Below are 22,696 nucleotides of genomic sequence, written 5' to 3'. Positions count from 1 at the left end.
CGCGGCCGGCGGCGGCGAGCTCGTGCGCGCGGACGGTCGGCGTGTGCAGGAGCACCCGGAAAGGTGGCGCAGAGCCTGCTCGACCTTGCCGTCTTCGTCGCCGCGCGCCCGGGCACGATCGATCTCACGCTCGAGCAGCTCGAAGATGTGCGAGCGGAAGGCGACGACCGACGGTGTCACGCTCTGGCGTGCGCCCACCACATGGAAGGTCTCAGCGGCTTCGCGGACGACGCTGCGTGCGGCATCCGTCGCCTGCAGCTCCTCGAGCGGCGCGTGCAGACGGATGGTCTCGAGGTCGAGGAGTGCGACTCCCTCGAGAGCGGCGACCGCGGGGTCGACGTTGCGGGGCATGCCGAGGTCGACCACCAGCTGGCTGTGCGCGCCGACCGGGCAGCCAGCCGGGGCGAGGCCGGCCGGCAGCTGAAGGTGCTCCGGCCCGAGCACCGGCTCCGTGGCGGTGGTGCAGGTGATGAGCAGGCTCGACCGGGCGGCGGTCTGGGCGTACTCCTCGGCGGTGATCGCCCGGATGCCGTGCTTCGCGGCGAACACCTCGGCACGGCCGGAGGGCGAGTACACCGAGATGTTCACGGCGCCGCGCTCGCGCAGGGTGGCGAGGGTGACCGCCGCATAGGCGCCGGTGCCGACCAGCAGCACGCGCTCGGCGGACCAGTCGGCGATGCGGCTGTCGGCGAGCTCGAGCGCGAGACGCACGAGCGAGCGGCCGGCGCGGCCGAGGGCGGTGACGTTCTTGACCTTGCGCTGGGCCTGGCTGGCGCGCTGGAACAGGCGCTCGAGCTCGGGCGATGTCGTGCCGTCCTTGCGCGCGGACTTCAGGGCGCGGCGCACCTGTCCGGCGATCTCGCCCTCGCCGGAGACGACGGACTCGAGTCCTGAGGCGACCGAGAACAGATGCTCGGCGACGCGGCGGCCCGAGTGCACGGTGTAGGCCCCGTCGAGGTCGGCGGCCGGGATGCCGGTCGCGGACTCGACCGCCTCGATCACGGCTTCGACGCCGATGGCACCGGCGGCCGTGACCGGCTCATCCATTTCCACGTACGCCTCGAACCGGTTGCACGTCGCGAGGACCACGGCACCCTGCACGCACGGCGTCATGCCCACGATGGTGGGAGCGACGTCGTCGGGGGTGCGGCTCAGGCGTTCGAGCAGTTCGAAGGAGGCGGTCTTGTGACTCGCCGTCACACACAGCAGCACATACCGATTGTACCGGAGTGTCCGCCGACCGGATTCGCACGGCCCGATTCGGCGGGCGCACAAGGGGGGAATGGGAGGATGGAGCCATGGCCCTCTCCGACGCCCCGCTCCTGCGCGCCCTCGCCGGCGACCGTCCCGACCACGCCCCGGTGTGGTTCATGCGCCAGGCCGGCCGGTCGTTGCCGGAGTACCGCGACCTGCGGGTCGGCACGCGGATGCTCGACGCATGCCTCACCCCCGACCTCGCGGCCGAGATCACGTTGCAGCCGGTCCGGCGTCACGGGGTCGACGCCGCGGTGTTCTTCAGCGACATCGTCATCCCGCTGCGGCTCGCGGGCGTCGACGTCGAGATCGAGCCCGGTCGTGGCCCGGTGTTCGCGGACCCGGTGCGCACGGCAGCCGACGTCGACCGCATCACCGCGATCGATCCGGACGACCTGGACGGCACGGCGATCGCCGAAGCCGTCCGACTCGTCACGGCAGAGCTCGGCGACACCCCGCTGATCGGTTTCGCCGGAGCGCCCTTCACCCTCGCGGCCTATCTCGTCGAGGGCGGGCCCTCGAAGGAGCACCTGCGGGCGCGGGCGATGATGCACGCCGATCCCGCGTCGTGGAACCGTCTCGCGGGCTGGCTCGCGACCGTCTCGCGGCGCTTCCTCGAGACGCAGCGCGATGCCGGAGCCTCCGTCGTGCAGCTCTTCGACAGCTGGGCCGGGTCTCTCAGCACGTCCGACTACCGCACCTTCGTCGCACCGCACTCCCACGCCGCTCTGTCCGGCATCGGCCTCCCCACCATCCACTTCGGCGTGGGTACCGGACGGTTCCTCGACGACATGCGTCTCGACGGCGTGGCCGACGGTGTCGGGGTCGACTGGCGGCAGCCCCTCGATGAGGCCGCCGCGATCCTCGGACCGGACGTCACCGTGCAGGGCAACATCGACCCGGCGCTGCTCGGCGCCCCGTGGCCCGTGCTGGAGGCGCACGTGCGCGATGTCGTCGAACGCGGACGTGCCGCACGCGCACACATCCTCAACCTGGGGCACGGCGTCCCGCCCGAGACCGACCCCGACCAGCTCACCCGCATCGTCGAGTTGGCCCACACGATCTGACACCCACCGGATCACCTCGATCGGAGAATCGACACCGATGACCACGCAGCCTTCCCCGGCCGAGCCGTCCGACCTCGCCGCCCGCGCGGCGGAGAAGCATGTCGTCGTCGTGGGCGGCGGCATCGGGGGCCTCGTCGCGGCGAGGGAGTGCGCGAAGGTCGGAATGCGCGTCACGGTGCTCGAAGCCGCCGATGTGCTCGGCGGGGCGATCCGCCGTGTCGATCTCGACGGCATCACCGTGGATGCGGGGGCAGAGAGCTACGCCACGAGAGGCGGCCTCGTGCGCGCGCTCGTCGAGGAGCTCGACCTCGCAGACCGCATCGTGGTACCGCAGGCCGGGGGCGCATGGCTTGCGGGCATCCCCGGAGTGGGCGCGGCCCCTCTTCCGGCCGGAGGCATCCTGGGCATCCCCGCCAATCCGTTCCAGGACGACGTCCGCCGCATCATCGGATGGTCCGGCGTGTGGCGTGCCTACCTCGATCGCGTGCGCCCGCCGCTCACGATCGGACACCAGCTCAGCCTCGGAAAGCTCGTCGCCTCGCGGATGGGCGCGAAGGTGCGGGACCGTCTCGTCGCACCCGTGACGACCGGTGTCTACTCGGCATCCCCGACGACATCGACATCGACGTCGCAGCGCCGGGACTCAACGCCGCACTGACGCGGGTCGGCTCGCTCTCCGGCGCGGTGCAGGCGCTTCGGGATGCTGCCGCCGCGAAGGCCACCGATGGTCCGGCCGAGGCGAAGACGCCCGGCGCCGCGGTCGAGGGGCTGGCCGGAGGCATGAGCACTCTCATCGACGCGCTCTCGGACGACCTCACGAAACTCGGGGCCGAGGTGCGGACCGGCGTGCGGGTGCGCGGCCTCCGCGCGGTCGGTGACACGTGGTCGATCGAGATGGAGGTCGCACCCGGCGAGACCGTCGCGGTGGACGACGTCGACCCCGTCATCGCAGAGCGGATCGTGGAAGATCTGGCGGCGGAACCGACAGTCGAGGAGATGGCGGCCGACGCCGTCATCGTCGCGACCCCGAGGCTGTCGCACGGGAGATCCTCGCGGTCGCCGTGCCCGCGCTGAGGTGGACCGAGGCCGCCGCCTCGCCCGAGATCGAGATCGTCACCCTGCTCCTCGACGCGCCGGGACTGGCCACCGCCCCGCGAGGGACCGGAGTTCTCACCGTCCCTGGCAGCCACACGGCGAAGGCCCTCACGCATTCGACCGCGAAGTGGGGATGGGTGCGCGACGCCGCGGGTGACCGGCAGATCGTCCGTGTCTCGTTCGGCGCTCAGGGGAGCCTGCGGCGACCGCAGGGATGAGCGACGACGAGGCGGCGGACTTCGCGCGGCGCGAAGCCGCAGCCCTGCTCGGAGTCGCACTCGCCCCGGAGGCCGTTTCCGCATCGCACCGCGGCCGCTTCGTCCAGTCGCAGCCGGCCTCGATCATCGGCGCCGGCGAACGGCGCACCTCGGCGCGTGCGGCGATCCGAGCCGTTCCCGGTGTCGCCGTGGTGGGCGCCTGGCTCGCGGGGACAGGGCTCGCTCAGGTGATCCCCGACGCGCGCGACGAGGCCGACCGAATGCGGCGCGCCCTGTTGTGGGAGTGATCGAGCGCTCCGTGTCAACCCTCTGACCCGTAGATGCCGAAATCGGCATACGGGGTTACGCTGGGTACCTGGCCGAGGGGAGCGGAAGCCTGCGGTCACATCCCAACCGGGCGAATCTGGCCGGACAACCGGAACAAGGTGAGGAGACCCCATGAAGGGGAAGATCGGACTCGTCGTCGGGCTCGGCGTGGGCTACGTCCTCGGCACCCGTGCCGGGCGTGAGCGCTACGAGCAGATCAAGACGCAGTGGTTGAAGGTGTGGCACCTCGACCCGGTGCAGGAGCAGGTCTCCAAGGTGAAGGGCTTCGTCGGCGACAAGGCCGCGGCCGTTCCCGGAGCTCTCTGGACCGGCGTCGTCAAGGTCGCGAAGTCGGTGAGCGGCTCGGGCACGCCGGGGCAGCGCCTCGACTCCGCCATCGCCACGGGTCGCGAGGCAGCCGAGGATCTGGCCGAAGCCACCGAAGAGGCGGTCGAGGCCGCGAAGGCGACCGCGTCGTCGACCTCCACCGCGAAGAAGCCCGCCGTCAAGAAGCCGGCGGCCGCCAAGTCCGCCCCGAAGAAGTCCGGCGCCTGACATGCCCCGCGGATACCGAGATCGTGCCGACGACAGTCTGCTGACCCTCCTCGGGGATCTTCCGGAACTCGTCACGAACCTCGTCAAGGCGGAGATCGACGCCGCCAAGGCCTGGATCTCGCGCACCTCGAAAGACGCCGGCATCGGCTCGGTGTGGTTCCTCGTCGCCCTGTTCTTCCTGTTCTGGGCCGTGCCGGTGATCCTGGTCTTCGCGATCGCCGGGCTGTCGTCCTGGTGGCCGGTGTGGCTCTCCGCGATCGCCGTCTTCGGAATCCTGATCGTCGCCGTGCTGCTGTTCGCGCTTCTCGGCATCCTGAAGTTCCGCAAGGTGCTCCGGCGCCAGAACCCGGCGCAGGCCGTGGCCGAAGACATCCGACTCGTGAAGGAGGCCGGCGATGACGAATTCTGAGTCGCTGCCGCGTACTGCTGTCCCCGGCGGCATCGTCGATCCCGTCGCGTCGGCCCGTGCCGAGCTCAAGGCCGCGCTCGCCGCGATCGAGGTGAAGGGGAACATCCCTCGTCGCATCGAGAAGGCATCGGTGCGCGGTGCCGCGAAGGCCAGGGTCTTCGCCGACCGCAATCCGATCGGCGCGATAGCCGCCGCGGTGGGTGTCGCGGCGGTCGTGGGTGGCGCCGTGTGGGCCATCGCACGCGCGATCGCTCGCTGACGCACCTGCGCACACGAGGATCCGTCATTCCGGAGGTCGTCGTCCGCTCATCCTGGGGTGATTAGCGGCTCCTCCGCAAACGAGGCAGACTGGGGAGCATGATGTCCGAAGAGCGCGATGAGAACCCGTCCGGCTTCACCCTCTGGGCCGTCTGGCGACGGAATCCCGACGTGCCGGTGACCGAGAACGACTCGACCGAGCTCGAGACGATCGTCTCCTACATCGAGGACTCCGGCGTCACGGTCCGCGGCTTCTACGATGTCTCCGGGCTCAAGGCCGATGCCGACCTCATGGTGTGGCTGCACGGCGACACCGCCGAAGAGCTGCAGAAGGCGCTGCGCCGGCTCCGTCGCACCGAACTGCTGCGGTCGCTGCTCCCGGTCTGGAACGTCATGGGCGTGCACCGCGACGCCGAGTTCAACCGCGCGCATGTGCCGGGCTTCCTCCGCGGCGTCGAGCCCAAGGAATGGCTGTGCCTCTACCCGTTCGTGCGCACTCCGGAGTGGTACCTCGCTCCCGAGGAGGATCGTCGCAAGATGCTCGCCGACCACGGCCGCCGTGGTGCCGCGTTCACGGGCGTGCTCGCCAACACGGTCGCATCCTTCGCCCTCGGCGACTACGAGTGGCTGCTTCCGCTCGAAGCCGATGAGCTCACCGACCTCGTGGACCTGATGCGCGACCTCCGCTACACGGACGCGCGCATGTACGTGAAGGAGGAGGTGCCCTTCTACACCGGGCGCAGACTCCGCTTCGACGAGATCGCGGACGTGCTCCAGTAGACGTCATGAGCACCGCCATCCGTCTGGGTACCCGTCGCAGTGCGCTCGCGCAGGCGCAGTCGGGTCATGTCGCCGCGGCACTCGAGAAGGTGTCCGGTCGCCGGGTCGAGCTCGTTCCGATCACGAGCGAGGGCGACACGAACCGTGCCTCGCTCTCCGAGATCGGCGGGCAGGGCATCTTCGCCACCCGGCTCCGCGAAGCACTCCTCGCGGGCGAGTGCGACTTCCTCGTCCACTCCTTGAAAGACCTGCCGACGGCCGTCCCCGATGGACTGCTGATCGCGGCGACACCCCGGCGCGAAGACCCGCGCGATGTCGTTCTCACCCGTCACGGCGTGCCGCTGCACGAACTGCGCTCCGGGAGCACGGTCGGCACGGGTTCGCCGCGTCGGATCGCGCAGGTGCACCGCAGGGCGCCGGGCGCCGAGGTCGTCGACATCCGGGGCAACGTCGACTCCCGCCTCGCACGTGTCGCCTCCGGAGAGCTGGACGCGGTGATCCTCGCGGCGGCTGGTCTGTCGAGGCTCGACACCGACTCGCCGCTGCGCCGGGAGGAGCTCGGTCTCGCGGAATGGCCGACCGCTCCGGGGCAGGGATCGCTCGCGGTCGAGACCCGCACGGACGCCCCCGAAGAACTTCTGTCGGCTCTCGCGGAACTGGACGATGCGCCGACCCGCCTGGCGATCACGGTGGAGCGCGCGATCCTCGAGGGACTCGACGCCGGGTGCCAGGCTCCCATGGCAGCGCACGCCGTCGTCGACGGCTCCTCGATCCGCGTCAGGACGGTCGTCTACGCCCTCGATGGCAGCCGCCGGATCGGCCTCGACGTCACCGAAGCCCTGAACGGGGAGTATATTCGTCGGAACGGCAGTGGCAATGGAGCGGATGCTGCCGATGGTGCAGACCCGATGCACGCAGCGCGCGAGCTCGGGTTCACTGTTGCCCGTCGGCTGCTCGATCAAGGGGCGGCCGGCCTCGTACCCCGAGAGCAATAAATCCTCATGACCACTTCCGAAATCAAGCAGGACCGACCGCTGGACGGCTGGCGAATCCTCGTACCCCGCGGCGGGCCCTGGGGCGACGGCGTCGCCGCGAGCCTCCGGGCACTGGGTGCCGTCCCCGTCGTGGCGCCCTCATCAACTTCGCGCCGACGACCGACCAGGCCACGCTCGACGTCGCCCTGGCGCAGCTGGCGGCCGGGGAGTTCGACTGGCTGACCGTCACGAGCGCCACCACGGTCGATGTGCTCTTCGCGCACCGGGCACAGGTGCCCCGCTCGACCAAGATCGCCGCGGTCGGCGAGACGACGGCGACGGCGCTGCAGGCGGTCGGCTACGAGGTCACGCTGGTCCCCGAGCAGGACAACTCCGCGGAGGGGATGGCTCAGCAGCTCATCGCCCTCGAGAAGGAGCCGCGCCGCATCCTCGCCCTGCGCAGCGAGATCGCCAAGCCCGTGCTCAGCAGGCTCCTCTCCGAAGCCGGGCACGACGTGCACGGTGTCGTCGCCTACCGCACGGTCGGCGTTCCGGTCACGGAGCGCATCCGCCGCGATGTCGAGAACGGTCGGATCAACGCGATCCTCATCACGAGCGGTTCCGTGGCGGAGCAGGTGCGTGAGCAGTTCCCGGAGATCCCCGACGAGACCCTGCTCGCCGCGATCGGGCCGCGGACCGCGAAGGACGCCGAACGAGCGGGTCTGCCGGTGTCGGTCGTCGCCGATCGTCAGACCGTCGACGCGCTGATCGAGGCGGTCTCGCACTTCACGCTTCCGCACGCGGCCGACGAGTTCGCGCCGTGAGCTACCCGGATGTCCGTCTGAGGAGACTGCGCCAGTCGCGGGCGGTGCGCGATCTCGTGCGCGAGACCTCGGTGCAGCCCCGACAGCTCGTGCTCCCGCTCTTCGTCCGCGAAGGTCTCTCGGAGCCGGTCGAGATCGGCTCGATGCCCGGAGTCGCGCAGCACTCGCTGGACTCCTTGCGTTCCGCGGCTGTGGAAGCCGCCGAAGCCGGCGTGGGCGGCGTGATGCTGTTCGGTGTGCCGGCAGTGCGCGACGCGCGCGGTTCCGGGGCCGACGATCCCCGCGGCATCCTCAACGTCGCGACCGAGGCCCTGGCCGCCGAGGTCGGGGATGCGCTCGTCGTGCAGACCGATCTGTGTCTGGACGAGTTCACCGATCACGGCCACTGCGGCGTGCTCGCGGCAGACGGCTCGGTCGACAACGACGCGACGCTCGAGCGCTACACGTCCATGGCGCTCGCTCAGGCCGGGGCCGGGTCGCAGTTGCTGGGTCTGTCGGGGATGATGGACGGTCAGGTCGCCGTGATCCGCGCCGCGCTGGATGCGGAGGGCTTCACGGACACCCTGCTGCTCGCCTATGCCGCGAAGTATGCGAGCGCGTTCTACGGGCCGTTCCGCGAGGCCGTCGATTCGCAGCTGAAAGGCGACCGGCGCACCTACCAGCTCGATCCGGGGAACCGTCGGGAGGGCGTCCGCGAGGCTGTCGTCGACGAGGCCGAAGGCGCGGACATCGTGATGGTGAAGCCGGCGATGGCCTTCCTCGACGTGCTGCGCGAGGTGCGCGACACCGTGAGCATTCCGGTGTGGGCATACCAGGTCTCGGGCGAGTACGCGATGATCGAGGCCGCCGGCGCGAACGGCTGGATCGACCGCCGTGCCGCCGTGCTGGAGTCCCTGCTCTCGATCCGCCGTGCGGGCGCCGATGCGGTGCTGACGTATTGGGCGACCGAGGCTGCGGGCTGGCTGCGCGATTGACCGAGGAGTTCTCATGACCGACCGCAATGACGACCTGTTCTCCGCTGCCCGCGCGGTGATCCCCGGTGGCGTCAACTCGCCGGTGCGCGCGTACGGCTCCGTCGGCGGGACGCCGCGGTTCCTGGCATCGGCGAAGGGGGCCAGGGTGACGGATGCGGCCGGGCGCGAGTACGTCGACCTGGTCGCGTCGTGGGGTCCGGCTCTGCTCGGACATGCCCACCCCGAGATCGTCGCCGCGGTGCAGGAGGCGGCGTCACGGGGGCTGTCGTTCGGTGCGCCGACCGAGGGCGAGGTCGAGCTCGCAGCGGTGATCGCCGACCGCGTGAGGTTCGGCGAGACCCGTCCGATCGAGCGCGTGCGCCTGGTCTCGACCGGGACCGAGGCGACGATGACGGCGATCCGCCTCGCGCGCGGCGCCACCGGCCGAGACCTGCTGGTGAAGTTCGCCGGGCACTACCACGGCCACTCGGACGGACTCCTCGCCGAGGCGGGATCGGGTGTCGCGACGCTCGCCCTTCCCGGGTCCGCCGGTGTGCCTGCGCCGATCGCCGCGCAGACCCTCGTCATCGGATACAACGACCCCGAGGCGTTGGCTGCGGTGTTCGCCGAGCACGGTCAGCGCATCGCCGCGGTCATCGTCGAGGCGTCGGCCGCGAACATGGGCGTCGTCCCTCCGCTGCCCGGATTCAACCGCCTCATCGCCGAGACCGCGCATGCCCACGGCGCCCTGATGATCATCGACGAGGTGCTGACCGGCTTCCGCGTGCACCCCGCGGGCTTCTGGGGTCTCCAGGCCGCCGGGGGCGAGGAGTACCTCCCCGACATCTTCACGTTCGGCAAGGTCGTCGGCGGCGGCATGCCGCTGGCCGCGCTGGGCGGTCGCGCCGAGGTCATGGACCTGCTCGCGCCGCTCGGACCCGTGTATCAGGCGGGTACGTTGTCGGGGAATCCGCTCTCGGTCGCGGCGGGACTCGCCACGCTGCGGCTCGCGACGCCCGAGGTGTATGCGACCGTGGACGCGGCGTCCGCACGAGTGTCCGCTGCACTCGATGCCGCACTGACGTCGGCGGGGGTGACTCACACGGTCGCCACGGCCGGCAACCTCTTCAGCGCGTCGTTCCGAGCGTCGGTGCCGCGCACCTACGCCGAAGCGCAGGCGCAGGAATCGTTCCGTTACGCCCCGTTCTTCCACTCGCTGCGCGAGCAGGGTGTGGCTCTTCCGCCGAGCGTGTTCGAAGCCTGGTTCCTCACGGCAGCGCACGGGGAAGAGGAGCTGCAGCACATCGAGGCCGCCCTCCCCGCTGCCGCCTCCGCCGCAGCCGCCGCGCGCCCGTAACGTCCGTCGAGGCCCGTCGAGGTCCGTCGAGTGTGGAACCTTCCTTCGAAAGTCGGCAGAGGGACAGTCGAGACTGGTCCTCATCGACAAGGGATCGTTGCGTTCCTGTGAGCAACTTCCAGACAACTGGCAGGGCGGCGCTGGCAGACTGAGTGGCATGGTGACGTTGCTGCTGGACCAGACGCAACTCGAGGTCGTGCTCTCGCCGATCGAGCGTGCCGCCACCTTTCACAGGGAGAACCTCCGTATCGCCCGCGACACCATCACCAAGGTCCAGCTGACCGAAGACGCGTGGACCTGGCTTCGCGGCGTGCCCAACCCCGGCACGCACATCCCGGGTGTCCTCGCGGCCGGCAGCTGGAAGGCGGCGGGGAGCCTCGACTTCGTACTGATCCGACGTCGGCGGCCGAGCGTCGTGATCGACCTCGACGGCGACGAGCAGTACCGCCGGCTGATCCTGACCACGCGGCACGGACTCGCCCTCACTCAGGCTCTGCGACTCGATGTCTCCGCCGAGCCCGCCAACGTCGAAGAGATCGTCGCCACAGCGCCGACGCCGGTGACGAAGGGGAGTCGCCGCCCGGTCATCCGCCCCCGGCCTGCCTGATCCGAGCCAGGGCGCGGGTCGTGAACCCGCCGCCTCGGGAATCGAGAACGCCCTCCGGACCGTCGGGTCGGGAGGGCGTTCTCGGCGATGCGGAAGCCTCAGTCGCGGTGGTGCTCTCCGTCGTGGTGCTCTCCGTCGTGGTGCTGGCCGTCGTGGTGCTCGCCGTCGTGGTGATCGCCATCGTGGTGCTCACCGTCATCATGCTGGCGGTCGACCTCGGCATCTGTGCCTTCCGCCTGCGTGCCGTCACCGGCCGGGGTCCCGTCGGCAACCGGCTGCGCAGACTCCTCGGCGGCCGTGTCGGATGCCGACAGCGGCACGGTGTCGATGACGCCGGTGGAGGCGATGCTCCAGTGCGCGCCCTCGTCGCCGGACTCAGCCGGGGTCGCCTCGGACTCGGCGCCCAGCGGGTAGTCCTTCGGTTCGTCCTCGTAGTAGGCGCGAGCCGCAGCGGCGAGCATCGAGCTGACGGCCGCCGATCGCGGGTCGGCGTCATCGGAAGCCGCAGAATCGACGGTGTCGGCGCCGGACTCGTCGGCGCGTGACTCGTCGGAACCTGACTCGTCGGAATCTGATTCGGCGGCGGCGGCGTCCGTTTCGGCGAGGTCGGCGAAGATCTCCACCCCGGCGTGCTCACCGTCGATGTCGTCGTCGGCGGCGTCGGCGGCGTCGGTCTCGGGCTCGGTTTGCGCCGGGTCGGCGTCCACGTCCGTGGTGGTGTCCGGTTCCGTGTCGGTCTCGGCTGCGTCCGTATCCGAAGTCGCGTCCGTGGCGGTCTCCGCGTCGGAGCCGACCACGTCCGACGCGGTCTCATCCGTATCGGCGTCGGTATCGGTGTCCGCGTCCGTGGCGGTCTCGTTCTCGTCGCCTGCCCGCTCGGTCGAGGTGGCGTCGGTGTCCTGGGGTGTCTGGAAGATCTCGGCGACGCTGTGACTCGCCTCACCTGCGGTCGTGGTCGCGGGAGCGACCGGAGCCGCCGAGCCGAAGAGGATCTCGTCGAACGATCGCCGGGGCGATTCCTCGTCGGCAGTGTCGATCGCCGCGGGCTCCGCTCCCTCGTCATTCTGCACCGCGTCGGCGGAGTCCGCGGGTGTCTCTGCGTCATCCGTCGATGCCGTGGGGTCAGCCGCCGTCGTCTCTTCCGGCGCGGGGGCCTCCTCGGCCGCCGGAGTCTCCTCGGCAGGACTCTCCGTCGCGTCGTCCGCGTCTGCGACGGCGTCCGCAGACCTCTCGGAATCGGCGGGTGTCGCGGTGGCGTGTGCCGCCCAGGCGGCGGCCGCTGCCACGGGGACGGCGACGAGGGTGTCGGCAGGCGCGGAGGGCTCGTCCTCCGTCTCAACGGTGTCGCCGACGGCGGTCTCCGCAACGGCGGTCTCTGCGACGGCGAGGGCGGGCTCGGGCAGGAGAGGTGATCCGGCCGGCGAAGTGAGCCGTCCGCCGCGCATCAGATCGATGAAGACGTCTTCGAGCGTGGGCCCGCGCTGCACGAGCGTGCTCAGGGCGATGCCGGCCTCGGCGGCGACGGCTCCGACGGTGCCGGCGTCACCCCCGCGAACGGTCAGTCCGGATCGCAGCACCTCGATGTCGAAACCGGCCTTGGTCAGCGCCGCCGTGAGCGCCCCCGATCAGCGGCGTCGACGACGACGGAGCCGCCCTTCGGGTCGGCGAGCGTCTCGATGCCGCTGGACAGCACCAGGCGACCCTTCGACAGGACCAGCACGTTGTCGGCGACCTGCTCCACCTCGCTGAGGACGTGCGATGACACGAGCATCGTGCGACCCTCGTCGGCGAGGCGGCGCATCAGCAGCCGCATCCAGCGGATCCCCTCGGGGTCGAGTCCGTTGGCCGGTTCGTCGAACACCAGTGCGCCGGGGTCGCCGAGAAGCGCGTGCGCGACGCTCAGACGCTGACGCATGCCGAGCGAGAATCCGCCGATCCGGGAGTCGCCTTCGCCCTCCAGTCCGACGAGGGAGAGGACCTCGCCGACGCGCGCGAGCGGAATGCCGTTCGCCTTGGCGGCGATCGTCAGCTGCCGCTCTGCGGTGCGCCGCGGGCGGTACACGGTCTCTTCGAGCACGGAGCCGATGGTGCGCAGCGGCTGGCGCAGCTCCGCGTAGGCGGTGCCACCGATCGTGGCGGTCCCGGACGTGGCGCGCACCTGACCGAGCAGGATGCGCAGCGATGTCGTCTTGCCTGCACCGTTCGGGCCGAGGAAGGCGGTCACAGCGCCGGGTTCGACGCGCGCGGAGAAGTCCGAGACGGCGGTAACCTCATTGAAGCGCTTCGTCACGTGCGTGAACTCCAGCACCTGTCCTTCAGGCATCCGTGACCTCTCTTCGGAGTGAACAGTTCCTCCCTATCCTGCCGGAAAAGCCTGTCGGATCCCGCATTTCGCGCGGAATCACCGCCCTCGCCGACGGGGTAGCCTGGCACGCGTGACCGATTCTCTGGCTGCATCGCGAGTCCTCGTCCGCACCGAAGGAGCGCTCGGGCGACTCACTCTTCATCGCCCGGAGGCGATCAATGCGCTCGACGTCGGGATGATCGAGATCCTGACCGACACCCTGAACGTGTGGCGCGACGACTCCGACGTGCAGATCGTGCTGCTCGACGGAGCAGGGAACCGTGGCATGTGCGCGGGCGGGGACGTCCGCGCGCTGCACGCGCAGATCGTGGCGGGAGAAGCCGAGCGGACGGCGGAGTTCTTCCGCGCCGAGTACGCGCTGAACGCCATGATCGCCGAGTACCCGAAGCCGATCGTCGCCTTCGCCGACGGCATCACCATGGGCGGCGGCATCGGGCTCGCCGGCCACGCGGCCATCCGCATCGTCACGGAGCGTTCGAAGCTGGCGATGCCGGAGACGCGGATCGGATTCACGCCCGATGTCGGCGGCACGCGGCTGCTCGCGAAGGCCCCTGGCCGTTTCGGCGAGTACTTCGGCCTCACCGGGGCGACGATGAGCGGGGCGGATGCCGTCTACCTGGGCTTCGCCGACCACTTCGTGCCGTCGGATCGTCTGGAGGCGTTGAGCGAGGCCCTCGCCTTCCGCGCGGATCCGACCGGACCGAGCGAGATCGTGCTGCTGTTCGACGAGACGCCGGAGCCCACCCGGTTGCCGGAGTCGAAGGAGTGGGTCGACGACGCGTTCTCCGCCCCGACGGTGAGCGAGATCATCGAGCGGCTGCACGCCCAGGGGACGACGGAGGCCGCCGCCGTGGCCGACCTCCTCGAAGGACTCGCACCCACCGGACTCACCGTCACGCTCGACGCCGTGCGCGAGGCGCGAGACCTTCCGAGCCTCCGCGCCGCGCTGGAAGGCGAGTATCGACGTGTGATGTGGTTCGTGAACGAGCATCCGGATCTCGTCGAGGGCATCCGCGCACAGCTGGTCGACAAGGATCGGAACCCGCGGTGGGATCCGCCGACGTTGGCCGAGCTCGCCCCGGATGCGGGCGCTCCCGCCCGTGCCTACGTGCCGCAGCCTCCTCTGTTCTGAGTCGCCGCCTTTCGCCCGCACGGCTGTCGGGAGGATGCACACCTGTCGGGCGGATCGACCTGGTTCACGCCGAGCCGCGTCGAGACTCCCGACAGATGGCCCGTCACGGACCCGGAACCGCGGACGCGTCCGCCGTGCGCGTCTGCCAGATCGTCCGGAGCACGTCGACCACATCATCCGGATCGGCACTTGCGGAACCGGCCTCCTCGACCAGCTCGCGGATGCGCCGGATGACGGATGCCGGAAGAACACCCGCCGTCTCGGCGACCCGGGTGCCCGCCGCGGTGCGCGAGACCACGAGCCCCTCGGCCTCGAGCATCTTGTAGGCGCGGGCGGCCGTGCCCGGAGCCACACCGAGGTCGCTCGCGGTCTGGCGGACGGTCGGCAGTCGTTCGCCGGTGCCGAGCTGTCCCGAGACGATCAGGCCGCGCAACTGTCGGTAGATGTCGAGAGCGGGACTCGCCTCGTCGGTCGGCGACAGCTTCGGGCTCAGGCTCACCGTGCGGCCCTCGCGTCGACGGGGCGCCGGACAGCAGCGGCGTGCTCGGAGACGTGCGCGAGCTGCGCGGTCACGAGGAGCAGGAGCACGAACGCCGTGACCTCGAGCGCCGGTGCCAGCCAGCCGCCGACAGCCGCGATCTCTCCGTATCGCCAGACGGCGTCGTAGGTGGCGCTGCGGCCGTCGCCCTCCACCGTGAGCCCGGCCACCGATCCCGCCTCGGCGATGAACCGGAGCGCTCCTGCCAGCGCGAGCAGCGCCGCCGATGCCGTGAGCCGGGTGATCCCGCGCGCGACGTCACGACGCTCGCGCTGCTCGGCGACGACTGTCTCGGGGCGGAGGAACGCGCGGGCCGCGTTGGCGCGCAACGTCGCCACGACGACGGCGACGAGGGCGGCAGTGCAGATCAGGACGGGGACGCCGTACGCCCATCCGTAGAACCAGGGACGGATCGGGTCGATGGTCTCGTTGGGGACGTCGATCTCGAGGTAGACGTACGGACCGTCGTCGAGATTCGATGAGGCGAGTCCGGCGAGCAGCGTGGTCGCCGTGAGGGCGAGAAGGGCGAGGGCGGTGCCCACGCCTGCCGCTAGGGAGCTGAAGGTCAGCCAGGTCCGGCGTGCGGCCACGACGGGTTGCTCGGGAGGGGTGCTGCCTCGCGTCGCGATCAGCGCCAGAAGGACGGCGACGCCGACGGATGCCGTGAACACCGGCGTCGCGTACCGCCACCAGGACACGACCCCGTTGAGGCTCACGCCGAACAGGTCGAGGACGTACCCGGTGATCAGGTTCTCTGCGGCGAAGATCACGATCACGGCGATCGCCGCGATGCCGGGCGACGTGCTCCGGCGCGTAGCGGGCCGACACCGCGGCGGCGGACGTAGGGGTGAGCCGGACGCGGCTCCGCCTCCGCGCCGCCCATCGGGGCGAGAGGGAGATCCCGACCGCGATGATCGCTGCGAGGAGCAGCGAGACCAACGGCAGCGACAAGAGGGCGCCCGCCAGCTGCGCCGGGTCGAGCAGAGATGCGATGGGAGCAGGCATGCGGGTCCGTTCTCGTTTGTACCATATGTCTATCACAAGTTGTGTCAACTGGGGAACACAATAAGAGCGCCCGTCGGATTCCGCACTTGTTCGTCCGCGTGCAGAAACCTCGGCGGATCGGCGCCGCCGGTTCGCTGTCAGCGAAGGTCAGCCCCGAGGGGGATACGAATGTCCGCAGTTCGTGGCACTCTGTCTTGTGGCCGATCGTCGGTCGGCATCCGTCTGCCGGGAGATCCGCCGCTTCATCCTTCCTAGAAAGTCCGCCTGTGCTGGGAAAAATCCTCCTCCGTTATCTCTCCCGATACCGATGGCTGCTGCTCGCCGTACTGGTCTTCCAACTGGCCAGCGTGGCAGCGACCCTCTACCTCCCTCGCCTGAACGCCGACATCATCGACAAGGGCGTCGCCCGTGGCGACACCGGCTACATCTGGAGCACGGGACTGTTCATGCTCGCCGTGTCGCTGGGGCAGATCATCGCCTCGATCACCGCGACCTTCTTCGCCGCTCGCGCCGCGATGGGCGCCGGCCGTGACATCCGCGCCGACGTCTTCGGCAAGGTCAGCGGGTTCTCCGAGCGCGAGGTCTCGCAGTTCGGCGCCGGCTCCCTCATCACCCGCAACACCAACGACGTGCAGCAGGTGCAGATGCTCGCGATGATGGGCGCGACGATGCTCGTCACCGCGCCGCTCCTCGCGATCGGCGGCATCATCTTCGCCGTGCAGACCAACGTCGGCCTCAGCTGGCTCATCGCGGTCTCCGTCCCGCTGCTCCTGATCCTCGCGGCGCTCGTGATCGGGCGCATGGTCCCGCTGTTCCGCAGCTACCAGGGCAAGCTCGACAACGTGAACCGGATCATGCGCGAGCAGCTCACGGGCGTCCGCGTGGTGCGCGCGTTCGTGCGCGAGCGCATCGAGGAAGAGCGCTTCCGGGGCGCCAACACCGACATCATGGTCGTTGGCCGCAAGGTCGGATCCCTGTTCGTGCTCCTGTTCCCGCTGTTCATGCTGATCCTCAACGTCACCGTCGTCTCGGTCATCTGGTTCGGCGGCATCGAGGTCAACAACGGCACGGTCCAGGTGGGCACGCTGTTCGCCTTCATGCAGTACATCGGTCAGATCATGGGCGGCGTCATCATGGCGAGCTTCATGGCGATGATGATCCCGCGCGCCGCGGTGTCGGCCGAGCGCATCGGCGAGGTGCTCGACTCCGAGTCCACGCTCGTGCGTCCGGAGAACGGCGTCACCGAGTTCCCGGTTCCCGGATCCGTCGCGCTCGACGACGTCGAGTTCACCTACCCCGGCGCCGACTCCCCGGTGCTCACCGGCATCAGCTTCGCCGCGCAGCCGGGCGAGACCGTGGCGATCGTCGGATCGACCGGCTCCGGCAAGACGACTCTGATCTCGCTCATCCCTCGGCTCTTCGACGTCTCGGGAGGTTCCGTGCACGTGGGCGGTACCGACGTGCGCGAGGCCGACGTCGAGTCGCTGTGGGACAGCATCGGCCTCGTGCCGCAGCGCCCGTTCCTCTTCACAGGCACGGTCGCGTCGAACCTGCGCTACGGGCGTGAAGAGGCCACCGACGAAGAACTCTGGCACGCGCTCGACATCGCGCAGGGTCGCGACTTCGTCGAGGAGATGCCGGACGGCCTCGACTCCCGCATCGCCCAGGGCGGCACGAACGTCTCGGGTGGTCAGCGTCAGCGTCTCGCCATCGCGCGCGCGATCGTCCATCAGCCGAAGATCCTCGTCTTCGACGACTCGTTCTCGGCTCTCGACCTCACGACGGACGCACGGCTGCGACAAGCACTGTGGCGGGAGCTGCCGCACGTGACGAAGATCGTCGTCGCGCAGCGGATCTCGACCATCACGGATGCCGATCGCATCGTGGTCCTCGACGGGGGCACCATGGTCGGCGTCGGCACGCATGAGGAGCTGCTCGAGACGAGCGACACCTACCGAGAGATCGTCGAGTCGCAGCTGGGGGTCGACGCATGAGCGAGCAGAACAACGAACAGCGCAAGGCCAGGCGCGGTCGCGGCACGCCGGCAGCGGCGGTGGCCGAGGTCGAGCTGAGCGCCGAGGAGAATTACGAGGCCGAGCTCGCCGAGCAGGCGCGGCAGAACTCCGGCGACTGGGACAGCGTCGCGCCGGGCAAGGCCGACAACTTCGGTCCGAGTTTCGCGCGCATGATCGGGCTGCTCAAGCCCTCAGCCATCTGGTTCGTCTTCGTGTCGATCCTCGGTGCGATCGGCGTGGTCCTCACGGTCGCGGCGCCCAAGGTGCTCGCCGAAGCCACCAACCTCGTCTACAAGGGGTTCATCTCGATCCAACTCGGACAGCCGACCGACGACTTCCCCGGGTTCCCGGCGGGAACCCCGCAAGACGTCGTGGTCGATGCGCTGCGGGGTGCGGGTCAAGACGACTTCGCCAACCAGGTCGGAGCGCTGGGCGACTTCACCGTCGGCCAGGGCATCGACTTCGATGCGTTGCGCATGGTCATCGCCGCCGTCCTGGCGATCTATGTGGCCGCAGCCTTCCTCACCTGGATCCAGGGCTACGTCATCAACGTGATCATGGTGCGCACCATGTGGCGTCTGCGGGAGTCGGTCGAGGCGAAGATCAACCGCCTTCCGCTGTCGTACTTCGACAAGGTGCAGCGCGGTGAGCTGATCTCGCGTGTCACCAACGACATCGACAACATCACGCAGACCATGCAGCAGTCGCTCTCGGGCGCGCTCACCTCGGTGCTGACCGTGATCGGCGTGCTCGTGATGATGTTCTCCATCTCGTGGCAGCTCGCCCTCGTCGCCCTCGTCACGCTGCCGTTGATGGGAGTGATCTTCGGCATCATCGGGCCGCGGTCGCAGAAGGCCTTCGGCACCCAGTGGCGCAAGGTCGGCCGGCTGAACGCGCGTGTCGAGGAGGCCTTCTCGGGTCACGCACTGGTGAAGGTCTTCGGACGCGAGAAGGATGCTCTCGACAAGTTCCAGGTCGAGAACGAAGAACTCTTCCAGGCGAGCTTCAAGGCGCAGTTCCTCTCCGGCATCATCATGCCGGCGATGATGTTCGTCGGAAACCTCAGCTACGTGGGCATCGCGGTGCTCGGTGGTCTGATGGTCGCGAACGGGCAGCTGCGACTCGGCGATGTGCAGGCGTTCATCCAGTACTCCCAGCAGTTCACGCAGCCGCTGTCCGAGCTGGGCGGCATGGCCGCGGTGGTGCAGTCCGGCACGGCATCGGCGGAGCGGGTGTTCGAACTGCTCGATGCGGACGAACAGGAGGCGGACGACGCCGATGCCCCCGAGCTGGTCGAGGGCAAGGGCGTCATCGAGTTCGAGAACGTCGCGTTCTCGTACACGCCCGATCGCCCGCTCATCCGCGACCTGTCGTTCCGGGTGGAGCCGGGGCAGACCGTCGCCATCGTCGGTCCGACCGGTGCGGGCAAGACCACGCTGGTCAACCTGATCATGCGTTTCTACGAGCTCAGCGGCGGGCGCATCATGCTCGACGGGCAGGACATCGCCGAGGTCACCCGCGACGAGCTGCGGTCGCGCACCGGCATGGTGCTGCAGGACCCGTGGCTGTTCGCCGGGAGCATCCGCGAGAACATCCGGTACGGTCGCTCCACCGCGACCGACGACGAGGTTCTTGCCGCTGCCAAGGCCACCTACGTCGACCGCTTCGTGCACGCTCTCCCCGAGGGCTATGACACGGTGCTCGATGAGGATGCCGCGAACGTGTCGGCGGGTGAGCGTCAGCTCATCACGATCGCCAGGGCGTTCGTCGCGCAGCCGTCGATCCTGATCCTGGATGAAGCCACCTCCGCGGTCGACACCCGCACCGAGCTGCTGCTGCAGCACGCGATGGCCGCGCTCCGCGAAGGACGCACGTCCTTCGTGATCGCGCACCGCCTGTCGACCATCCGTGACGCCGACCTCATCCTCGTGATGGAGCACGGCGACATCGTGGAGAAGGGCACGCACGACGAGCTCATCGCGGCGCAGGGCGCCTACTGGCGCCTGTACCAGTCGCAGTTCGAGCAGGCCGCCACCGACATCGACGCCGAAGACGCTCTCACCGGATCGACGCCGGTCGTCGTGACCGGCGACGCCGGAGCCGAGGAGCGGGCCGAGTCGGAAGCGGTGGCCGCCGTGGCCGGCGCGTCCGTCGGGGCGAGCCTTCCCGCGGCCGAGACGGCGGCAGCCCAGGCGCTGCTCGACGAGGGAGCGGACGGGACCGCCGACCGGACCTGAGCGAGACACGTCACGACAGCGCCCCCTCCGGTGTACCGGGGTGGGGCGCTGTCGTCTGCACGCCGCGTCTGCACGCCGCGTCTGCACGCCGCGTCTGCACGCCGCGTCTGCGCTCCTGCTCGGCGGAGCGGGTGTCAGGGACGGTCGGCGGTGACGCCCAGCAGCTCCAGCGGATGGGTCAGACGCCACCAGGGGCTCGGCCCCTCGACGTCCTCGGCCAGCACCAAGGGCACTGTCGTGCTGTCGAGCGGACCCGTCGCGGTCATCGTGCCCACCCGGCCGTGCTCGTCGCGCTCGTCGCCGAGATCGAACGTCGCGCTGGTGGTCGCGAGGGCACCGTTCCACAGCACCACATCGGCATCGCTCTCGGTGACGACGTCGACGTCTTCGCCCCAGAGCGTCGTGACGCGGCCGACGACCGTGCCCTCGGCGACAGCCGGGTCCTGGGCCGCGAGCGCCGCCTCGGTCTCGGCGAACAGGGAGCGCGTGACGGCCAGGCGCTCGTCGTCGCCGGGTTGGTTGAGCGCCGCGGCGTACAGATGGACGGTCGTGTCGCCGATCGTGACGTCCTTCGCCGTGAGCAGGTTCCAACCGACGAGGGTGCCGGTCTTGATGCCGACGACGCCCGGGTCCACGAGCATGCCATTGGTGTTGACGACGGTTCCCGCGCCGGGGAGATCGACCGACGTGGTTCCGACGATCTGGGCGAACACGGGGTTCTGCATGGCCAGTTCACCCAGCGCGATCAGGGCCTCAGGGGTCGACACGTTACGCTCGTCGAACCCGGAGGGAGTCACCACCGTGATGCCCGTGAGTCCACGTTCGCGCAGCCAGACCTCGGCGGCGGCTGCGAACTCCCTGTCGGAGCCCCAGATCTCGGACGCCAGGCGGTCGATGTAGTTGTTGGCCGAACCGAGGAGCGTGCCCTGCAGCAGCTGGTACTCGGTCAGCACGCCGCCGACCGGCACATCGAGAGCGGACTGGTCGCTGCGCCGGTAATCCCAGTACTCGACGCTGTCGCGATAGGTGAAGCCGAACTCGGGGCCCTGCTCGCCGAGCGCGAGGGGCATCCGATCGAGCACCATCAGGCTGCTCACGACCTTGGTGATGCTCGCGATGCTCACGGGATCGGCGAGGGAGGCGGCGGTGTCCAACCCCGCGATGCCGACCGCTGCGCTGCCCTCTCCCGGCCAGGTGAGCGCCGCCGGCGGAGCCGGAACCGCGCTGAACTCGACCACAGCGACGGTCGGGGGCACCTCGTGCAACGGCCAGAGCAGCGTCGTACCCGCGTACACCGCGACGAGACCGGCGAGCGTGGCCAACGGCACCAGGATCCCGGGGCGCGCGATCCCCGGACGCAGTCGGGCTCCGCGCAACAGGCCGCCCGTCCGCTCGGGTTCCGCGGCCTGGTCGAGCGTCGCCGTGGGGGAGTGCGCGGCGACCGCCGTGGCGTCGACCCAGGTCAGGGCCGTGGCCGTGGTCTCGTCGTTCGCCCACTGCGGAGCGTTCGCGTCGAGCAGAGCGTCGGCGTCTTCGGGTGCGATCTCCTCTGCACGGGGAGCCGTCGGCGTGAACGGCGGTTTCGTCAGCGGAGGCGTGGGGGCCGTCTCGGCCGCGGGTTCCGGGTCGAGCACGTGCTCCGGTGCGGGCTCGGGATCGATCACGTGCTCGGCCGTGGGCTCGGGATCGATCACATCCTCGGCCGCGTTCACATCCCTCGGGTCCCCGGCGTCCACGGGTTCCGGTGCGCCATCGCGCCCGGCGTCGTCGACCGTGAACAGCGCACCCAGAGCAGCCGAATCGACGGGGATCGCGGGGGCGATCGTGGTGTCGGGCGGAGGGGCATCGCCCGCGAACAGTCGATCGGCGGCGAAGCCCGAACCGCCGCGCGGACCCTCCTCCGCGGCGACCGCCTGCTCATCCGCAGCGTCGGCGGGGGGTGTTCGACGGGGCGTCGTCGTGGACGACGCCCGTCGCCTCGTCGGCGGGATCTGAAGCAGTCACTCGTTTACGGTACCCAATCCCGGGCGTGTTCCGCGGCGCGGGCCCTGTCGCCACGCGGGTGTCGTCAGCGGGTAGGATCTTCACCACAACCACGGGAGTCCGGCGAGCCGGGCTGAGAGGGAGCGAATCGCGCTTCGACCGTCGAACCTGATCTGGGTAATGCCAGCGCAGGGAGGAGTTCAGATGAGTACGTCCACATCCGCGTCCACGACGCAGACCGCCGCCCCCGCCAGGAGCTTCCTGCGCTGGCGCATCGTCGACATCGTCGTCGCCAGCGTGATCGGCGTCGCCGCCGGCCTGATCTTCCTGGCCTGGAACGTCGGCTACCTCGGGCCTAAGGCGCTCCTGGAGCCGCTGCTTCCCGGCATCCAGGGCCTCCTCGACGGACCATGGCTCTTCGCCGGGGTGCTGGGCGGGCTCATCATCCGCAAGGCGGGCGCGGCGATCTACGTCGAGCTCCTCGCGGCGGTCGTGTCGGCCCTCATCGGCAATCAGTGGGGCGGGTTCCTCACGCTCGAGGCCGGTCTCGTGCAGGGCTTGGGCGCCGAGCTGATCTTCCTGCTGTTCTTCTACCGTCGCTGGTCGCTTCCGGTCGCGATCCTCGCGGGCGCCGGTGCTGCGCTGGCCGGCGGCATCAACAATCTCGTGCTCTGGTACGCGGGGTCGGGTCCGGCGTTCACGATCATCTACCTCATCAGCACGGTCATCTCGGGTGCGGTCATCGCCGGCGCCCTGTCATGGTG

Annotated in this window: 21 protein-coding genes, 3 pseudogenes and 1 riboswitch; of the genes and pseudogenes, 18 read left to right on the top strand and 6 right to left on the bottom strand. The window is 69.9% G+C overall.

Features of this window, described 5'->3' with window-relative positions:
• Positions 1-114: 114 nt before the first annotated feature.
• Positions 115-1,200, bottom strand: a pseudogene (locus G4G29_RS18410) (glutamyl-tRNA reductase); the annotation flags it as partial.
• 98 nt (positions 1,201-1,298) lie between these two features.
• Here G4G29_RS18410 and hemE point away from each other — a divergent pair.
• The 14 genes and pseudogenes from hemE to G4G29_RS18355 all read left to right on the top strand — a co-directional run bounded on the left by hemE (position 1,299) and on the right by G4G29_RS18355 (position 10,657).
• Positions 1,299-2,321, top strand: coding sequence for a uroporphyrinogen decarboxylase (gene hemE / locus G4G29_RS18405; RefSeq protein ID WP_183151120.1), 1,023 nt, complete (start codon positions 1,299-1,301; stop codon positions 2,319-2,321).
• Positions 2,322-2,358: 37 nt separating this feature from the next.
• The gene (locus tag G4G29_RS22935; RefSeq protein ID WP_244632181.1) at positions 2,359-2,979 is read left to right on the top strand and encodes an NAD(P)-binding protein; all 621 of its coding nucleotides are present in this window, start codon (positions 2,359-2,361) and stop codon (positions 2,977-2,979) included.
• Positions 2,980-3,005: 26 nt separating this feature from the next.
• Positions 3,006-3,395, top strand: a complete 390-nt coding sequence (locus G4G29_RS22930) for a hypothetical protein (RefSeq protein ID WP_244632180.1) — start codon at positions 3,006-3,008, stop codon at positions 3,393-3,395.
• Positions 3,383-3,634: a hypothetical protein gene (locus G4G29_RS22925; RefSeq protein ID WP_244632179.1), complete on the top strand. Its 252-nt coding sequence runs from the start codon at positions 3,383-3,385 to the stop codon at positions 3,632-3,634. Before G4G29_RS22930 ends, G4G29_RS22925 begins: the two co-directional genes overlap by 13 nt.
• Positions 3,631-3,921: a hypothetical protein gene (locus G4G29_RS22920; protein ID WP_244632178.1), complete on the top strand. Its 291-nt coding sequence runs from the start codon at positions 3,631-3,633 to the stop codon at positions 3,919-3,921. Before G4G29_RS22925 ends, G4G29_RS22920 begins: the two co-directional genes overlap by 4 nt.
• 151 nt (positions 3,922-4,072) lie before the next feature.
• The gene (locus G4G29_RS18395) at positions 4,073-4,495 is read left to right on the top strand and encodes a hypothetical protein (RefSeq protein ID WP_183151119.1); all 423 of its coding nucleotides are present in this window, start codon (positions 4,073-4,075) and stop codon (positions 4,493-4,495) included.
• Position 4,496: 1 nt separating this feature from the next.
• Positions 4,497-4,904 carry a phage holin family protein gene (locus tag G4G29_RS18390; protein WP_183151118.1) on the top strand — a complete coding sequence of 136 codons (408 nt, stop codon included), beginning with the start codon at positions 4,497-4,499 and terminating at the stop codon, positions 4,902-4,904.
• Positions 4,891-5,163: a hypothetical protein gene (locus tag G4G29_RS18385; RefSeq protein ID WP_183151117.1), complete on the top strand. Its 273-nt coding sequence runs from the start codon at positions 4,891-4,893 to the stop codon at positions 5,161-5,163. The genes G4G29_RS18390 and G4G29_RS18385 overlap by 14 nt, the downstream gene beginning before the upstream one ends.
• 98 nt (positions 5,164-5,261) lie before the next feature.
• On the top strand, positions 5,262-5,942 hold the full coding sequence (hemQ, locus tag G4G29_RS18380) for a hydrogen peroxide-dependent heme synthase (protein ID WP_183151116.1): 681 nt from the start codon (positions 5,262-5,264) through the stop codon (positions 5,940-5,942).
• 5 nt (positions 5,943-5,947) lie between these two features.
• Positions 5,948-6,937 carry a hydroxymethylbilane synthase gene (hemC, locus tag G4G29_RS18375; RefSeq protein ID WP_183151115.1) on the top strand — a complete coding sequence of 330 codons (990 nt, stop codon included), beginning with the start codon at positions 5,948-5,950 and terminating at the stop codon, positions 6,935-6,937.
• A 6-nt stretch (positions 6,938-6,943) separates the two neighbouring features.
• Positions 6,944-7,740 (top strand): annotated as a pseudogene (locus G4G29_RS18370) (uroporphyrinogen-III synthase).
• On the top strand, positions 7,737-8,714 hold the full coding sequence (gene hemB / locus G4G29_RS18365; protein WP_183151114.1) for a porphobilinogen synthase: 978 nt from the start codon (positions 7,737-7,739) through the stop codon (positions 8,712-8,714). The pseudogene G4G29_RS18370 and the gene hemB overlap by 4 nt, the downstream one beginning before the upstream one ends.
• A gap of 13 nt (positions 8,715-8,727) precedes the next feature.
• Positions 8,728-10,050, top strand: a complete 1,323-nt coding sequence (locus tag G4G29_RS18360; RefSeq protein WP_183151113.1) for a glutamate-1-semialdehyde 2,1-aminomutase — start codon at positions 8,728-8,730, stop codon at positions 10,048-10,050.
• Between the two features lie 157 nt (positions 10,051-10,207).
• Positions 10,208-10,657: a hypothetical protein gene (locus tag G4G29_RS18355; protein ID WP_183151112.1), complete on the top strand. Its 450-nt coding sequence runs from the start codon at positions 10,208-10,210 to the stop codon at positions 10,655-10,657.
• A gap of 98 nt (positions 10,658-10,755) precedes the next feature.
• On the opposite strand, the gene G4G29_RS18350 is transcribed toward G4G29_RS18355, so the two are convergent.
• Entirely contained in the window at positions 10,756-12,234 is a 1,479-nt protein-coding gene (locus G4G29_RS18350) for a hypothetical protein (RefSeq protein WP_183151111.1), read from the bottom strand.
• Between the two features lie 23 nt (positions 12,235-12,257).
• Positions 12,258-12,980 carry an ATP-binding cassette domain-containing protein gene (locus G4G29_RS18345; protein WP_183151110.1) on the bottom strand — a complete coding sequence of 241 codons (723 nt, stop codon included), beginning with the start codon at positions 12,978-12,980 and terminating at the stop codon, positions 12,258-12,260.
• 112 nt (positions 12,981-13,092) lie between these two features.
• Here G4G29_RS18345 and G4G29_RS18340 point away from each other — a divergent pair, with 112 nt between their 5' ends.
• On the top strand, positions 13,093-14,154 hold the full coding sequence (locus tag G4G29_RS18340; RefSeq protein WP_183151109.1) for an enoyl-CoA hydratase/isomerase family protein: 1,062 nt from the start codon (positions 13,093-13,095) through the stop codon (positions 14,152-14,154).
• 103 nt (positions 14,155-14,257) lie between these two features.
• Here G4G29_RS18340 and G4G29_RS18335 read toward each other — a convergent pair whose 3' ends face one another.
• Positions 14,258-14,653 carry a GntR family transcriptional regulator gene (locus G4G29_RS18335; protein WP_183151108.1) on the bottom strand — a complete coding sequence of 132 codons (396 nt, stop codon included), beginning with the start codon at positions 14,651-14,653 and terminating at the stop codon, positions 14,258-14,260.
• Positions 14,650-15,468 carry a hypothetical protein gene (locus tag G4G29_RS18330; protein ID WP_183151107.1) on the bottom strand — a complete coding sequence of 273 codons (819 nt, stop codon included), beginning with the start codon at positions 15,466-15,468 and terminating at the stop codon, positions 14,650-14,652. Before G4G29_RS18330 ends, G4G29_RS18335 begins: the two co-directional genes overlap by 4 nt.
• Positions 15,469-15,963: 495 nt before the next feature.
• On the opposite strand from G4G29_RS18330, the gene G4G29_RS18325 reads away from it, so the two are divergent.
• Both G4G29_RS18325 and G4G29_RS18320 read left to right on the top strand, forming a co-directional pair.
• Complete coding sequence (locus G4G29_RS18325) at positions 15,964-17,691, top strand: ABC transporter ATP-binding protein (RefSeq protein ID WP_183151106.1); 1,728 nt, start codon at positions 15,964-15,966, stop codon at positions 17,689-17,691.
• Positions 17,688-19,949 (top strand): ABC transporter ATP-binding protein, encoded by a 2,262-nt coding sequence (locus G4G29_RS18320; RefSeq protein ID WP_183151105.1) that lies wholly within the window; start codon positions 17,688-17,690, stop codon positions 19,947-19,949. The genes G4G29_RS18325 and G4G29_RS18320 overlap by 4 nt, the downstream gene beginning before the upstream one ends.
• A gap of 134 nt (positions 19,950-20,083) precedes the next feature.
• Here G4G29_RS18320 and G4G29_RS18315 read toward each other — a convergent pair whose 3' ends face one another.
• Entirely contained in the window at positions 20,084-21,661 is a 1,578-nt protein-coding gene (locus tag G4G29_RS18315; protein WP_183151104.1) for a D-alanyl-D-alanine carboxypeptidase, read from the bottom strand.
• A 373-nt stretch (positions 21,662-22,034) separates the two neighbouring features.
• Positions 22,035-22,146: riboswitch (TPP riboswitch) on the top strand.
• Between G4G29_RS18315 and G4G29_RS22915 the strand changes: the two are divergent.
• Positions 22,113-22,517: pseudogene (locus tag G4G29_RS22915) on the top strand (ECF transporter S component); the annotation flags it as partial. It overlaps the preceding riboswitch by 34 nt.
• Between the last annotated feature and the right edge of the window lie 179 nt (positions 22,518-22,696).

This window comes from Microbacterium sp. Se63.02b (assembly GCF_014171575.1).
Taxonomy (GTDB): Bacteria; Actinomycetota; Actinomycetes; order Actinomycetales; family Microbacteriaceae; genus Microbacterium.
Note: the sequence above shows the minus strand (reverse complement) of the source record. Positions and strands in the feature narration are given on the sequence as shown.